Genomic DNA, 15,087 nt, shown 5'->3' with positions numbered 1-15,087 from the left:
CTATGAGTCTGAATTTCCTTGATTTTGAACAGCCGATTGCAGAGCTGGAAGCAAAAATCGATTCTCTGACTGCGGTTAGCCGTCAGGATGAGAAACTGGATATTAACATCGATGAAGAAGTGCATCGTCTGCGTGAAAAAAGCGTAGAGCTGACGCGTAAAATCTTCGCCGATCTTGGCGCATGGCAGGTAGCCCAGTTGGCGCGCCATCCACAGCGTCCGTACACCCTGGATTATGTCCGCCTGGCATTTGATGAATTTGATGAGCTGGCGGGCGATCGTGCCTATGCGGATGATAAAGCTATTGTCGGCGGCATCGCGCGTCTGGATGGTCGTCCGGTGATGATCATTGGTCATCAGAAAGGCCGTGAGACCAAAGAAAAAATTCGTCGTAATTTCGGCATGCCGGCACCGGAAGGCTATCGCAAAGCGCTGCGTCTGATGGAAATGGCCGAGCGTTTCAATATGCCGATCATTACCTTCATCGACACCCCAGGGGCTTATCCGGGCGTGGGTGCGGAAGAACGTGGTCAGTCTGAAGCGATTGCGCGCAACCTGCGTGAAATGTCGCGTCTGAGCGTACCGGTAATCTGCACCGTTATTGGTGAAGGTGGTTCCGGTGGCGCGCTGGCGATCGGCGTAGGCGATAAAGTGAATATGCTGCAATACAGCACCTATTCCGTTATCTCCCCGGAAGGCTGTGCCTCCATTCTGTGGAAAAGCGCCGACAAAGCGCCGCTGGCCGCAGAAGCAATGGGGATTATCGCGCCGCGTCTGAAAGAGCTGAAGCTTATCGACTCTATCATCCCGGAACCGCTGGGCGGCGCGCACCGCAACCCGGAAGTGATGGCTGCGTCCCTGAAAGCACAGCTGCTGGCCGATCTCGCCGATCTCGACGTGTTAAGCAAAGATGATTTGAAAAACCGTCGTTACCAGCGTCTGATGAGCTACGGTTACGCGTAAACTGCATTAATTCTGAAAAGGGCCACAACGCTGTGGCCCTTTTTTTTACCTGTGGTTTCACCAGGCTATGATTAACTAAGGTTTTTCCAGGAGGAACGCATGAATATCATTGCCATCATGGGACCGCATGGCGTCTTTTATAAAGATGAGCCCATCAAGGAACTTGAGCGTGCGCTGCAACAGCAGGGGTTTCAGATTATCTGGCCGCAGAATAGCGTCGACCTGCTTAAGTTTATCGAACATAACCCACGAATTTGCGGTGTCATTTTTGACTGGGATGAATACAGCCTGGATCTGTGCAGTGACATCAACCAGCTCAACGAGTACCTCCCGCTCTACGCCTTTATTAATACTCATTCGACGATGGATGTCAGCGCGCACGACCTGCGCATGGCACTGTGGTTTTTTGAGTATGCGCTGGGCCAGTCTGAAGATATTGCAACCCGCATCCGTCAGTACACCAGCGAATACCTCGATAACATCACGCCTCCTTTCACCAAGGCGCTGTTTACCTATGTGAAGGAAGGAAAGTACACCTTCTGCACACCCGGACATATGGCGGGAACGGCGTATCAGAAAAGCCCGGTAGGCTGCCTGTTCTATGATTTCTTTGGCGGCAATACGCTGAAGGCCGACGTGTCTATTTCCGTGACTGAACTCGGATCGCTGCTGGATCATACCGGCCCGCATCTGGAAGCGGAGGAGTATATCGCGCGCACCTTTGGTGCCGAGCAGAGCTATATGGTCACCAACGGCACCTCGACGTCGAACAAGATTGTCGGCATGTATGCCGCGCCTTCAGGCAGTACGCTACTGATTGATCGCAACTGTCATAAGTCGCTGGCGCATTTGCTAATGATGAGCGATGTGGTGCCAATCTGGCTGAAGCCTACGCGCAATGCGCTGGGGATCCTCGGCGGTATACCTCGTCGGGAATTCACCCGCGCAAGCATTGAACGCAAGGTAGAAGAGACCCCTCAGGCGCTATGGCCGGTACACGCGGTGATCACCAATTCCACCTATGACGGCCTGTTGTATAACACCAACTGGATCAAGCAAACCCTGGATGTGCCCTCCATTCATTTTGATTCTGCTTGGGTGCCGTATACCCATTTTCACCCGATCTATCAGGGGAAAAGCGGGATGAGCGGCGAACGGGTGCCGGGGAAAGTGATTTTTGAAACCCAGTCAACCCACAAGATGCTGGCGGCACTATCACAGGCTTCACTGATCCACATTAAGGGCGACTACGACGAAGAGACGTTCAACGAAGCCTTTATGATGCACACTTCCACTTCTCCGAGCTACCCGATTGTCGCGTCGATAGAAACGGCGGCGGCAATGCTGCGTGGCAATTCAGGCAAGCGGTTAATCAATCGTTCGGTGGAGCGGGCGCTGCATTTCCGTAAAGAAGTGCAGCGGCTACGCGAAGAGTCGGATGGCTGGTTCTTTGATATCTGGCAGCCGGAAAGAGTCGATGAAGCGGAGTGCTGGCCGGTAGCGCCTGGTGAAGACTGGCACGGATTTGTTGATGCTGACGCCGACCATATGTTCCTCGACCCGGTGAAGGTCACCATTCTTACGCCGGGAATGGATGAACAGGGAAATATGAGTGAAGAGGGGATCCCTGCGGCGCTGGTGGCGAAATTCCTTGATGAGCGCGGCGTCGTTGTCGAGAAAACGGGACCGTATAATCTCTTGTTCCTGTTCAGTATTGGCATTGATAAAACCCGGGCGATGGGGCTACTGCGCGGCCTGACGGAATTTAAACGCTCGTACGATCTGAATTTACGCGTGAAAAATATGCTGCCGGATCTGTATGCCGAGGATCCCGATTTCTATCGTAATATGCGTATTCAGGATCTGGCGCAGGGGATCCATAAGCTGATCCGCCAGCACGATCTCTCCGGGCTGATGCTGCGGGCATTTGATACCTTACCGGAAATGAAAATGACCCCGCACCAGGCCTGGCAGCGGCAGATCAAAGGTGAGGTCGAAACGGTGGCGCTCGACCAACTGGTGGGGCGCATTTCTGCCAATATGATTCTGCCTTATCCTCCCGGTGTGCCGCTCTTGATGCCCGGGGAAATGATCACGGCCAAAAGTCGGGCTGTACTCGATTTTCTGCTGATGTTGTGTTCAGTGGGCCATCACTATCCTGGATTTGAAACCGATATCCATGGCGCTAAACTGGGTGAAGATGGCGTGTATCGCGTGCGAGTCCTAAAAATGGCATGACGACTTGCGTGAACCCATTACGCACGAGTAACGTGCTGGCAGAAAAACGAAAGAGGCGATGACGCTATGCTGGGATTAAAACAGGTTCACCATATTGCCATTATTGCGACGGACTACGCGGCGAGTAAGGCATTTTACTGTGATGTGCTGGGCTTTACGCTAATCAGCGAAGCCTACCGGGAAGAACGTGACTCGTGGAAGGGGGATCTGGCATTGAACGGTCAGTATGTGATTGAGCTTTTTTCTTTTCCATTTCCGCCTTGCCGTCCGAGTCGACCGGAAGCCTGCGGTTTACGCCATCTGGCGTTCAGCGTAGATGACGTGGAAAAAGCGATCGCGCATCTGGAAGCTCACCACGTGAAGTGCGAATCCGTGCGTATCGATCCGTTTACCGGCAAACGCTTTACGTTTTTTAACGATCCGGACGGATTACCGCTCGAACTGTACGAGCTGTAAGTCTTATCATTGTGGCATTAGCCTGGCAATGTGCCGGGCAATGCCCTTGTAAGTAACCATCATGACGACACTCACGCTGAACACTTCACTGCTGAATTTTCAATCGATTCTGGTCGCCTTTAGCGGCGGGCTGGACTCCACCGTGCTGCTGCATCAGCTGGTACTGTGGCGAGCGCAAAATCCTGAGGTTGCCTTGCGCGCAATCCATATTCATCACGGATTAAGCCCGCAGGCAGACAGTTGGGTGCAACACTGTGAGTCGGTATGCGCACAGTGGCAGGTGCCGCTGGTGGTTGAACGGGTCCATCTTGAGGATGATGGTTTGGGCATCGAAGCTCAGGCGCGACGCGCGCGCTATCAGGCATTTGCGCAGATCTTACTACCGGGTGAAGTGCTGATGACCGCCCAGCATCTCGACGACCAGTGTGAAACCTTTCTACTGGCGCTTAAACGCGGCAGTGGTCCTGCCGGGCTCTCCGCCATGGGCGAAAGCTCACCATTTGCCGGAACCCAACTGATTCGACCGCTGCTGGCGCAAACGCGAGAGGCGCTTGAAGCATGGGCGCGACAGCATGAATTATGCTGGATCGAAGATGAAAGTAATCAGGATGATGCCTACGATCGCAATTTTCTCAGATTGCGCGTTAACCCTTTGCTCCAACAACGATGGCCGCACTTCGCGCAAGCCGCAGCCCGCAGCGCCGCGCTGTGCGCAGAGCAGGAGAGTTTACTGGATGAACTGCTGGCCAATGATTTAGCCGACTGCGTGACTGCCCAAGGCACACTATTACTGGCACCGTTAATGATGATGAGTGGCGTGCGGCGTGCCGCTCTGCTGCGTCGCTGGCTGGCGGGGGTAAATGCACCGATGCCTTCCCGGGACGGGCTGGAACGTATCTGGCAGGAAGTGGCGTTGGCGCGAGAAGATGCTTCCCCCTGTTTTCGTCTGGGAGAATATGAGGTCCGTCGCTATCAGTCACAGCTATGGTGGGTTAAATCGGTCGACGGGCAAAGCGAAACCGTCATCCCGTGGTCATGCCGGGAAACGCCGTTGACGCTGCCTACCGGGTTAGGCTCGGTGCAGCTAATCTCGGCTGGCGAATTGCGCATGCCGCAAGCAGGTGAAGCGATCAGTATTCGTTTTAAAGCGCCAGGCGTATTGCATATTGTCGGGCGTAACGGTGGACGTAAATTAAAGAAAATCTGGCAGGAGCAGGGGATCCCGCCCTGGCGACGAGATACCACGCCGTTGTTGTTTTACGGTGAAACGTTGATAGCGGCTGCGGGTGTTTTTGTGACGCGTGAGGGTGCGGCGGTAGATGAAGAAGGTATGAGTCTGATTTGGCATGCCTGATGGCGGTGCGATTATCAGGCCTGGTCATTTAGGCCTGATAAGGCGCAAGAAAAGCTAAGATTCGCTGACAACCACGGTACCGATTTGCGGGTGGCTGAAGCTGGCAATTTTATCGAGACGAAGCTCCCGGATTTCACCTGCGACATCTGCGACCAGATACTCCACGTTTTTGCGTGAAACCAGGTCATTCGCTTTCGCCTGCAAAACTTCGCCATCTTTTAGCGCCAGCGTCAGTAACAAATGGTTCTGGCAGGCGAGTTCAAGATTGTCGTAATCATCACAATTGATGGGTTGATACGTTTCATTCATTGACATAATCGCTCACCAGTAAGTTGGCGGCAGCATAGGCCGCTTTTTCCCTGACCGACTCTGGAAGGGCGCTATCTGCCGCCACTTCATTAAGCACCTTCAATACGCAACCCAGCGCATCCGGGATATACCCTAAGTCTCCGCTGGCGATTTCCGCGTACCGCTTGCGTATTAACTCACAATATTTTTCCACATGCCCTCCTGTCAGCACTCTGACTTAACCGTGGATGCAAGTCTAAGCCTACGAAGATAAACTCTGTTTAGCAAGGTGACTATACCATACTCATTCAAGCAATATCAGCGCCTTGATTGAGGAGCTGTTAGCAGCCTTTTGCCGCGGTTTTCGCTACAATGAGCGCCTGATTCGAAAGGAGTTCTCTCATGGCGCTTAAAGCGACAATTTATAAAGCCGTCGTCAACGTAGCGGATCTCGACCGCAACCAGTTCCTTGACGCGGCCTTGACGCTGGCGCGTCATCCCTCTGAAACCCAGGAGCGCATGATGCTGCGCCTGCTGGCCTGGATTAAATATGCCGATGAACGGCTGCAGTTCACGCGTGGCCTGAGTGCTGAAGACGAGCCTGAAGCATGGCTGCGTAACGACCATCTGGGCATCGATCTCTGGATTGAACTGGGTCTGCCGGATGAGCGTCGTATTAAAAAAGCCTGTACCCAGTCTGGTGAGGTTGCTCTGTTTACTTACAACAGCCGTGCGGCCCAGATCTGGTGGCAGCAAAACCAGAACAAGTGTGCGCAGTTTAAAAATCTCACCGTGTGGTATCTGGATGATGAACAGCTGGCGCAACTGAGTGATTTTGCTGGTCGTACAATGGCGCTGCAGGCAACTATCCAGGATGGCGCTATCTGGCTGTCTGATTCTCAGAACAATCTGGAAATTCATCTGACCGCGTGGCAGCCGCGTTCATGATTGTTATCTCCCGAAACGTCTCTATCCCTGACAGTGAGCTGGAAATCACGGCGATTCGGGCACAGGGCGCGGGCGGTCAGCACGTTAACAAGACCTCCACGGCTATCCATTTGCGCTTTGACATTCGGGCCTCAGGCCTGCCAGAGTATTACAAGGAACGTCTGCTGGCCGCCAGCCATCATCTGATTAGCAGCGATGGCGTTATTATCATAAAGGCGCAGGAATACCGTAGCCAGGAGCTAAATCGGGAAGCGGCAATCTCCCGACTGGTGGCGGTGATAAAAGAATTAACCGCGGTGCAAAAAAGCCGACAGGCAACACGTCCTACGCGCGCCTCGAAAGAGCGCAGGTTGTCATCGAAGGCGCAAAAATCCATAGTGAAAGCACTGCGTGGGAGAGTTCGTCGAACGCAAGACTGACGAGCGGGAATAAAAAATTATAAGGAATTCATAGTGAAAACAGCAATATTGTCCGTGGTCGCTGCATGCACGCTTTTTTCCTTGATCGGCTGTAACAACCGTACTGAAGTCGATGTACTACAGCCGACGCGGGCGGCAGAATTAAAACCGATGCAGCAAAGCTGGCGTGGCATTTTGCCTTGCGCGGACTGCGAAGGAATTGAAACCTCTCTGTTCCTGGAAAAAGACGGCACATGGGTGATGAATGAACGCTATCAGGGCGTGCGAGATGAACCGTCCTCCTTTGCTTCTTATGGTACATGGGCGCGCACTGCCGATAAGCTGGTGCTGACTGACAGCAAAGGTGAGAAGTCGTACTACCGGGCAAAAGGTGAAGCGCTGGAGATGCTCGATCGTGAAGGTAACCCGATTGAGTCACAGTTCAACTACACGCTTGAGCCAGTTTCCGCCAGCTTACCGGTGACGCCAATGCCGATGCGGGGCATGTACTTCTATATGGCTGACGCGGCAACCTTCACTGATTGTGCGACGGGTAAAAGAGTCTCTGTCGCGAACAATGCACAACTGGAGCGAGATTATCTGACTGCGCGTGGTGCAACGGATAAGGCAGTTCTGCTTACTGTGGAAGGGCACTTCACGATGGAAGAAAATCCTGATACAGGCACGCCAGTGAAAACCTTAAGAGCGGATAAAGAAATTAAGTTTATCCCTGGCCAGAGTTGCGATGATTAATCTGCAGCTTATAAAAACTGTCCGGCGATCGCCCGGACAGTTTTTTCTTATCGGATCAATCCAACAAAACGGCTGGTTTTGATATAAATCCCTAACTTCAGGTGGCCGATATACTGTAGCTGCGTTTCAGACTTAAACGCGGAAATGTCACCTTCGCGCATATGCATCAGGTCGGAAGGGCTAATCCAACCCGGCTGCGCCATTGTTAGCGGATGCCCGGCTGTGGCAAACGCATCGGTTACAAATTCGGAGCAAAACCACGCCTTCTTTTCTCCTTCACTGGTATTGTTCAACTGTGCTTTTGCCAACCCGCTGACGCATTGCTGGCGAAAATCCTCTGAGAAAGGATTCAATGAACATATTTGCCGGGTCACCATAAACGGAATAAATTCGACGATGCCGCGGTAGTTATAGCCGCTATCTTTGATTTTATAAGCGAATGTTTTGATTTCTTCGGCCTGCTGCGGTGTGAGGTTGGGGACCCGCAGAGCAAAAAGCTTATCGCTGTGATTTTCAGCCTTTTTAAGCGAAATGATTTGTACTCCCGCCCCGGTCGCTTCGGCAACTTCATTATCGCCAAGGTAAACGGCGACATGGCTGACAGAAGAGGTGCTGAACGCGCGAATACCAAATGAGGTCACCCCAAGACTGGAGGAGAACAGCAGGTCGCCCGGCCTGAGGTCGGTATCCGTAATTTCATGCAGCGCTTGATCGGTAAATGAACTTTGATGCTGGAGTTTTACCTCCCATTTCTTTGCCTGGGCATCAACAGCCGTTGCTGATGAATTTTGCTGACTGACGTCAATCGTGCAGGCTGAAAGCAGAAGACCGAAGGGGAGGAGCAGGCAGTAATACGCCGTTGGTTTAGCCATTTTATACAATCCATGTAAAAAAGGCCCTGATCCTCAGGGCCTTGTGCTGGTATTAGCCTTTAATAGCTTTGACCAGGTAGTCGACGATGTCGCCGGTTTTAATCAGCTCTTTCTCGCCGTTACGACGGTATTTGTATTCGATATCGTCGTTGTCGAGGTTACGGTCGCCCAGCACGATGGTATGCGGAATACCGATGAGCTCCATATCAGCAAACATCACGCCTGGACGCTCTTTACGATCGTCCATCAGCACTTCAATACCCTGCGCGCGCAGCTCCGCGTACAGCTTCTCAGCCAGCTCCTGCACACGGTAGGATTTGTGCATGTTCATCGGCAGAATAGCAACCTGGAACGGGGCAATGGCGTCTGGCCATACAATGCCGCGATCGTCGTAGTTCTGTTCAATCGCGGCAGCCACAACGCGAGTGACCCCGATACCGTAGCAGCCCATGGTCAGCGTCTGGTTACGACCATCTTCTCCCTGAACGGCGGCTTTCATCGCTTCAGAGTACTTGGTACCCAACTGGAAGATATGGCCCACTTCGATACCGCGTTTGATCATCAGCGTACCTTTGCCATCCGGGCTTGGATCGCCGGCGACCACGTTACGAATGTCAGCCACTTCCGGGGTGGCCACGTCACGATCCCAGTTGATACCGAAATAGTGTTTACCGTCGATGTTGGCACCGGCAGCAAAATCGCTCATTACCGCAACGGTACGGTCGATAACCACCGGAATCGGCATGTTCACCGGACCCAGAGATCCTGGACCTGCTTTAACCAGCGCACGAATTTCTTCTTCGGTGGCGAAGGTCAGCGGGCTGGCAACCTGCGGCAGTTTTTCCGCCTTGACTTCGTTCAGCTCGTGATCGCCACGAACCAGCAGCGCAACCAGCGGGTAGCTGCTGCCTTCAATCGCTTTCACCAGCAGGGTTTTCACGGTTTTCTCGATAGGCAGGTTGAATTGTTCAACCAGCTCGGCGATGGTTTTAGCGTTCGGTGTATCAACCAGCGTCATTTCCTGTGTTGCAGCGGCGCGCGGTTCTTTCGGTGCAACAGCTTCGGCAAACTCGATGTTTGCCGCATAGTCGGAAGAGTCAGAGAAGATCACATCGTCTTCACCGCTCTGCGCCAGCACCTGGAATTCGTGAGAGGCGCTGCCGCCGATAGAACCGGTATCCGCTTGTACCGCACGGAAATCCAGCCCCATACGGCTGAAGATTTTGCTGTACGCAGCGTACATCGCGTCGTAGGTTTCCTGCAGAGATTCCTGAGAAGTGTGGAAAGAGTAGGCATCTTTCATCAGGAATTCGCGGGAACGCATCACGCCGAAGCGCGGACGCACTTCGTCACGGAATTTGGTCTGGATCTGATAGAAGTTCAGCGGCAGCTGTTTGTAAGAGCTCAGCTCATTACGGATCAGGTCGGTGATCACTTCTTCATGCGTTGGGCCGAGTACGAACGAACGATCGCCACGGTCAGCAATACGCAGCAGTTCCGGGCCGTATTGTTCCCAACGGCCGCTCTCTTCCCACAGTTCAGAAGGCTGAACGACCGGCATCAACACCTCGATCGCACCGGCGTTGTTCATCTCTTCACGCACGATGTTTTCGACTTTTTTCAGGACGCGCACGCCGGTCGGCAGCCAGGTATATAACCCGGAGGCCAGCTTGCGGATCATCCCGGCGCGCAGCATCAGCTGGTGGCTGATGACCTCGGCGTCGGCAGGTGTCTCCTTCAGAGTGGAGAGCAGATATTGGCTAGTACGCATGTTGTTACGGTTCCAGTTGAACGATCGAACAGGCTCAAAATGAGCCTGGCACAAAACAAAAGTGGTTTAGTTTACCAGCGAGAAGGGGATGTCAAAAGAGTACGCGATGCAAATTAGCGGGCTTCCAGAGCAAAGACCTCAAATCCTGACGGCGTCACGCGCCAGCGGACGTTAAAGTCCAGCAACCAGACGGCATAGGTTTTGCCTTCTTCCTCGTTTTTACGGTAGGCAGGACGCGGATCCTGCGCCAGCACTTCGGCAATAAACTGACGAAGATGCGGGTAACGCTGTTCGAGCTTTGGTAGTTGCTCAGCGAGCTCTTCACTGAACGTCACGTCTACACTGGCCTGCGGCGCGTCCTGAGCATAGCTGGCGCGAGCATCAGGCAGCGATTCGGCAAACGGCAGATACGGTTTTATATCCACTACCGGCGTGCCATCAACAAGATCCAGCCCGCCGAGCTCAAGGATTACGTGCTCTTTATGGCAACGGATGCCCCGCAGCTCAACCAACGACATGCCAACAGGGTTCGGACGAAACGTTGAACGCGTGGCAAAGACGCCCATTCTGGCATTGCCGCCAAGACGGGGAGGGCGCACGGTTGGACGCCATCCACCTTCCATTGTCTGGTGAAAAACAAAAATCACCCACAAATGGCTGAAGGCTTCCAGGCCGCGAACGGCATCGGCCTGGTTATAAGGTGCGAGCAAATGCAGTTCACCGCTGGCACTTTTCACCAGACCAGGCTGGCGTGGAACGGCGAACTTTTCTTTATAAGGTGAGCGGATAACGCCTATTTGCTCGAACTGAAAATGGCTCATTTCGCCGAAATGTTCAGTGCAGAACCGATGCAAACCGCCTGGCGATAGCAACCCGGCGTTCCGCTGGTTACTTCGCAACTGTGCAGCAATACCGCATTTGCTTTCATTTTAGATGCGTTAATCTGCATGCGTTTGCGTGCGGTTGGAATGCTCGGCGGAGAATCCTGGTTGGATGCCTGGCAGGATTCGCCGCTGACTTCGCCGAGATCGCGGAACGGTTTGCCAACTAAATCTTCAGCGTTAGTAATGATTCTTACCGGCGCCGCGCGCGGTGCTTTGGGTTTTTCCGGCTCCGCTTTAGGCGGGGTAGCGGTGCTTTGAACGGGTTCAACAGGGGATCTGCTTAACATAGAACAGCCGCTCAGCATGAGTGCTACTAAACAGATCGGTAAAGCACGCATAATATTTCCTCAATGAATGATCTAAACGTCAGATATTGAATCAGGTGCTTGCATAAATGACAAGACGGGCAAGCGCCCGTCCTGATGATATTACAGATTCTGGAAACAGCCTAAAATTACCAGCCCTTAACAGCACCGCCGTTGAAGACTTTGTTTGCTGCTTCGTACACTTCGTCAGACTGGTATGCCTGAACGAATTTCTTCACATTCTCAGCATCTTTATTGTCTTCACGAGTCACGATCAGGTTTACGTACGGAGAATCTTTATCTTCAACAAAGATACCGTCTTTAGCCGGGGTCAGGCCGATCTGGCTGGCGTAGGTCGTGTTGATGACCGCCAGTGCGATTTGCGCATCGTCCAGGGAACGCGGCAGCTGCGGCGCTTCCAGTTCAACCAGCTTCAGGTTTTTCGGGTTTTCAATCACGTCCAGCGCGGTCGGCAGCAGACCAACACCGTCTTTCAGTTTGATTAAGCCCACTTTTTGCAGCAGCAGCAGGGAGCGGCCAAGGTTAGTCGGATCGTTTGGAATCGCGACCTGAGAGCCTTCCTGCAACTCATCCAGTGACTTGATTTTTTTAGAGTAGCCCGCAATCGGGTAAACAAAAGTATTACCTGCGGCAACCAGTTTGTAGCCGCGATCTTTGATCTGTTGATCCAGGTACGGTTTGTGCTGGAAGGCGTTAGCATCGATATCGCCTTTGCTCAGCGCTTCGTTAGGCAGGACGTAATCGTTAAACGTGACCAGCTCAACGTCCAGACCGTATTTTTCTTTAGCCACTTTCTGCGCGACTTCTGCGACCTGCTGCTCTGCGCCAACAATAACGCCCACTTTGATGTGGTTAGGATCTTTTTCATCCTGACCGCAACCCACAAGTGCCAGAGAACCGATCAGGGCCCCAACTGCCGCAAAGGTTTTGAATTTGAACGCCATGCTTATTTCCTTTTCTTAATGAGTTTTTAGTGTTGTGTGCAACGTTATTTGTGCGTGACAGCCCGGACGATGCGATCACCGGATAACTGAATTAAATAAACCAGAATGACGAGCAATACCAGCACTGTATTCATGACGGTAGCGTTGTAGCCAATATAACCGTACTGATAACCAATCTGGCCAAGACCACCGGCACCGACGGCACCGCCCATCGCGGAATAACCCACCAGCGTGATAAGGGTGATGGTGGCCGCATTGACCAGTCCAGGCAGTGCTTCTGGTAGTAATACCTTACGTACAATTTGCAGCGGCGTGGCGCCCATTGCCCGGGAGGCCTCAATCAGCCCGGTCGGGATTTCGAGCAGCGCGTTTTCCACCATACGGGCGATAAACGGCGCGGCGCCAACGGTCAGCGGGACGATAGCGGCCTGCAGCCCAATAGAGGTGCCAACGATCATGCGGGTGAACGGAATCATCCACACCAGCAAGATAATGAACGGGATGGAACGGAAAATATTCACCAGTGCAGAGAGCGTGCGGTAGAGCTTCGCGTTCTCAATGATTTGCCCCGGCCGCGTTACGTACAGCAACACGCCAACCGGCAGGCCAATCACAAAACCAAAAAAACCGGACACAAAGGTCATTGCCAGCGTTTCCCATACGCCGCGAACCAGTAGCCACATCATCGGCTCAGACATAACCCAGTACCTCTACTTTTACATGGTGTTCCTGCAACCAGTTAATGGCTGCTTGTGTATCTTCCTGTGTGCCGTGCATTTCAGTCAGCATGATGCCGAACTTCACGCCGCCGGCGTAATCCATCTGCGCGCTAATAATGTTGTTATTCACGTTAAAACGACGGGCCGTCTCCGAAAGTAATGGCGCATCAACCGAATGACCGGTGAATTCCATGCGCAGCATTGGCACGCTGTCGGCTTCTGGCTTTGCTTTTAAACGTTCCAGATAATCTTCCGGGATATCCAGGTGTAGCGTGGACTGGATAAATTTCTGTGCCAGCGGCGTTTTCGGGTGGGAGAACACTTCGCTGACGGTGTCCTGCTCAATCAGCTCACCATTACTGATGACCGCCACGCAGTCACAAATGCGTTTTACAACGTCCATCTCATGGGTGATCAGCAGAATGGTGAGTCCCAAACGACGGTTAATGTCTTTCAATAATTCCAGAATCGAGCGGGTTGTTGCCGGATCAAGTGCGCTGGTGGCTTCATCACACAGCAACACTTTTGGATTGCTGGCCAGCGCACGCGCAATCGCCACTCGCTGTTTTTGTCCGCCGGAAAGGTTGGCCGGGTAGCTGTCGTGCTTGTCGCCAAGGCCGACTAAATCCAGCAGTTCTGTTACACGGCGTTTGATCTCTTCCTTTGGCGTGTTATCCAGTTCCAGCGGCAGCGCGACGTTGCCAAACACGGTACGGGAAGAAAGCAGGTTAAAGTGCTGGAAAATCATGCCGATTTGACGGCGAGCTTTAGTCAGCTCGGATTCAGAAAGCGTCGTCAGCTCCTGACCGCCAACCTGAACACTGCCCTCGGTTGGGCGTTCAAGTAAGTTAACGCAGCGAATGAGCGTACTTTTACCGGCACCGGAGGCACCAATGACGCCATAAATCTGCCCGGCAGGAACGTGCAGGCTGACTTTATTTAGCGCCTGAATGGTGCGAGTCCCCTGCTGGAACACTTTGGTGATATTCGAAAGTTTAATCATTGGTTATTTATTATCGTAATTAAGTTAGCCGTGGCATTTTCGTCTGTCTGGGACGGTCGAAGCCGTCAACAAGATGGATGTTAAGGCATCCAGACGTCTAAATCAATCTAGCTTTGCACGATGAGCACTTTCTTGCCCGCCGAAACATGCGATACTAGAGCCACATGCCTTATTCAGGAGCTATAAAAGGTGGCAAAATCTGTACCCGCAATTTTTCTCGACCGCGACGGCACCATTAATGTGGACCACGGTTACGTACATGAGATTGACGAGTTCGAGTTTATCGACGGCGTTATTGATGCCATGCGTGAACTTAAAAATATGGGTTACGCGCTCATTATCGTGACAAACCAGTCTGGTATCGCTCGTGGCAAATTTACTGAGGCACAGTTTGAAACGTTGACCGAATGGATGGACTGGTCGCTGGCCGATCGCGACGTTGATTTGGATGGTATCTACTATTGCCCGCATCATCCGCAGGGCACAGTAGAAGAGTATCGTCAGGTCTGCGACTGTCGTAAACCGCATCCTGGAATGTTGATCTCCGCCCGAGACTTCCTGCATATCGATATGGCCGCTTCCTATATGGTAGGCGACAAGATAGAAGATATGCAGGCAGCGGCAGCGGCGAATGTTGGAACGAAGGTTCTGGTGCGCACGGGCAAACCTGTTACGCCGGAAGCAGAAAATGCGGCAGATTTGGTCATAAACAGTCTGGCAGACCTGCCAATGGCGATAAAAAAGCAGCAAAAGTAAGCGCAATGGATAAAAGGTGAGCGGTTGAAACAAAAATGCATTTTTCCGCTTGTCTTCCTGAGTCGACTCCCTATAATGCGCCTCCATCGACACGGCGGATGTGAATCACTTCACACAAACAGCCGGTTCGGTTGAAGAGAAAAACCTGAAAATGAGGGTTGACTCTGAAAGAGGAAAGCGTAATATACGCCACCTCGCGACAGAGCGCTAAAGCGCGTCGCAACTGCTCTTTAACAATTTATCAGACAATCTGTGTGGGCACTCGAAGATACGGATTCTTAACGTCGCAAGACGAAAAATGAATACCAAGTCTCTGAGTGAACACGTAATTCATTACGAAGTTTAATTCACGAGCATCAAACTTAAATTGAAGAGTTTGATCATGGCTCAGATTGAACGCTGGCGGCAGGCCTAA

At 52.5% G+C, this 15,087-nt stretch carries 17 protein-coding genes; 8 read left to right on the top strand and 9 right to left on the bottom strand.

Annotation, left to right across the window (positions count from 1 at the left end):
• Window positions 1-2 precede the first annotated feature (2 nt).
• The 4 genes from accA to tilS all read left to right on the top strand — a co-directional run bounded on the left by accA (window position 3) and on the right by tilS (window position 5,010).
• The gene (gene accA / locus BZK42_RS14210) at window positions 3-962 is read left to right on the top strand and encodes an acetyl-CoA carboxylase carboxyl transferase subunit alpha (RefSeq protein WP_003018513.1); all 960 of its coding nucleotides are present in this window, start codon (window positions 3-5) and stop codon (window positions 960-962) included.
• Between the two features lie 99 nt (window positions 963-1,061).
• The gene (ldcC, locus tag BZK42_RS14205) at window positions 1,062-3,200 is read left to right on the top strand and encodes a lysine decarboxylase LdcC (RefSeq protein ID WP_016151770.1); all 2,139 of its coding nucleotides are present in this window, start codon (window positions 1,062-1,064) and stop codon (window positions 3,198-3,200) included.
• 66 nt (window positions 3,201-3,266) lie between these two features.
• On the top strand, window positions 3,267-3,656 hold the full coding sequence (locus tag BZK42_RS14200; protein ID WP_016151771.1) for a VOC family protein: 390 nt from the start codon (window positions 3,267-3,269) through the stop codon (window positions 3,654-3,656).
• 61 nt (window positions 3,657-3,717) lie between these two features.
• Window positions 3,718-5,010 carry a tRNA lysidine(34) synthetase TilS gene (gene tilS / locus BZK42_RS14195; protein WP_080859351.1) on the top strand — a complete coding sequence of 431 codons (1,293 nt, stop codon included), beginning with the start codon at window positions 3,718-3,720 and terminating at the stop codon, window positions 5,008-5,010.
• Window positions 5,011-5,064: 54 nt separating this feature from the next.
• Here tilS and rof read toward each other — a convergent pair whose 3' ends face one another.
• Entirely contained in the window at window positions 5,065-5,325 is a 261-nt protein-coding gene (gene rof / locus BZK42_RS14190; RefSeq protein ID WP_016151773.1) for a Rho-binding antiterminator, read from the bottom strand.
• Window positions 5,312-5,512, bottom strand: coding sequence for a YaeP family protein (locus BZK42_RS14185; protein WP_003018499.1), 201 nt, complete (start codon window positions 5,510-5,512; stop codon window positions 5,312-5,314). Before BZK42_RS14185 ends, rof begins: the two co-directional genes overlap by 14 nt.
• Window positions 5,513-5,700: 188 nt before the next feature.
• Here BZK42_RS14185 and BZK42_RS14180 point away from each other — a divergent pair, with 188 nt between their 5' ends.
• Genes BZK42_RS14180 through nlpE form a run of 3 tightly spaced genes read left to right on the top strand, consistent with a single transcriptional unit; the run spans window position 5,701 to window position 7,397 of the window.
• Window positions 5,701-6,246, top strand: a complete 546-nt coding sequence (locus tag BZK42_RS14180) for a YaeQ family protein (protein WP_046275338.1) — start codon at window positions 5,701-5,703, stop codon at window positions 6,244-6,246.
• Complete coding sequence (gene arfB, locus BZK42_RS14175) at window positions 6,243-6,665, top strand: alternative ribosome rescue aminoacyl-tRNA hydrolase ArfB (protein WP_080859350.1); 423 nt, start codon at window positions 6,243-6,245, stop codon at window positions 6,663-6,665. The genes BZK42_RS14180 and arfB overlap by 4 nt, the downstream gene beginning before the upstream one ends.
• A 30-nt stretch (window positions 6,666-6,695) precedes the next feature.
• Complete coding sequence (gene nlpE / locus BZK42_RS14170; protein ID WP_087121852.1) at window positions 6,696-7,397, top strand: envelope stress response activation lipoprotein NlpE; 702 nt, start codon at window positions 6,696-6,698, stop codon at window positions 7,395-7,397.
• Between the two features lie 47 nt (window positions 7,398-7,444).
• Here nlpE and BZK42_RS14165 read toward each other — a convergent pair whose 3' ends face one another.
• The 7 genes from BZK42_RS14165 to metN form a co-directional block, all read right to left on the bottom strand.
• Window positions 7,445-8,269: a YaeF family permuted papain-like enzyme gene (locus BZK42_RS14165; protein WP_016151777.1), complete on the bottom strand. Its 825-nt coding sequence runs from the start codon at window positions 8,267-8,269 to the stop codon at window positions 7,445-7,447.
• Between the two features lie 52 nt (window positions 8,270-8,321).
• Window positions 8,322-10,040, bottom strand: a complete 1,719-nt coding sequence (gene proS, locus BZK42_RS14160) for a proline--tRNA ligase (RefSeq protein WP_080859349.1) — start codon at window positions 10,038-10,040, stop codon at window positions 8,322-8,324.
• Between the two features lie 113 nt (window positions 10,041-10,153).
• Complete coding sequence (gene tsaA, locus BZK42_RS14155; protein WP_047417110.1) at window positions 10,154-10,861, bottom strand: tRNA (N6-threonylcarbamoyladenosine(37)-N6)-methyltransferase TrmO; 708 nt, start codon at window positions 10,859-10,861, stop codon at window positions 10,154-10,156.
• Window positions 10,858-11,262, bottom strand: a complete 405-nt coding sequence (rcsF, locus tag BZK42_RS14150) for an Rcs stress response system protein RcsF (protein ID WP_016151780.1) — start codon at window positions 11,260-11,262, stop codon at window positions 10,858-10,860. The genes tsaA and rcsF overlap by 4 nt, the downstream gene beginning before the upstream one ends.
• 116 nt (window positions 11,263-11,378) lie before the next feature.
• A complete protein-coding gene (metQ, locus tag BZK42_RS14145) occupies window positions 11,379-12,194 on the bottom strand; it encodes a methionine ABC transporter substrate-binding lipoprotein MetQ (protein WP_006686809.1) in 816 nt (271 codons plus the stop codon).
• Window positions 12,195-12,238: 44 nt separating this feature from the next.
• Window positions 12,239-12,892 (bottom strand): methionine ABC transporter permease MetI, encoded by a 654-nt coding sequence (locus BZK42_RS14140; RefSeq protein ID WP_016151781.1) that lies wholly within the window; start codon window positions 12,890-12,892, stop codon window positions 12,239-12,241.
• Window positions 12,885-13,916, bottom strand: a complete 1,032-nt coding sequence (metN, locus tag BZK42_RS14135) for a methionine ABC transporter ATP-binding protein MetN (protein ID WP_016151782.1) — start codon at window positions 13,914-13,916, stop codon at window positions 12,885-12,887. The genes BZK42_RS14140 and metN overlap by 8 nt, the downstream gene beginning before the upstream one ends.
• Window positions 13,917-14,105: 189 nt before the next feature.
• Between metN and gmhB the strand changes: the two genes are divergently transcribed.
• A complete protein-coding gene (gene gmhB / locus BZK42_RS14130; protein ID WP_016151783.1) occupies window positions 14,106-14,672 on the top strand; it encodes a D-glycero-beta-D-manno-heptose 1,7-bisphosphate 7-phosphatase in 567 nt (188 codons plus the stop codon).
• The last annotated feature ends 415 nt before the right edge of the window (window positions 14,673-15,087 follow it).

Source organism: Citrobacter braakii (genome assembly GCF_002075345.1).
Lineage (GTDB): Bacteria > Pseudomonadota > Gammaproteobacteria > Enterobacterales > Enterobacteriaceae > Citrobacter > Citrobacter braakii.
Note: the sequence above shows the minus strand (reverse complement) of the source record. Positions and strands in the feature narration are given on the sequence as shown.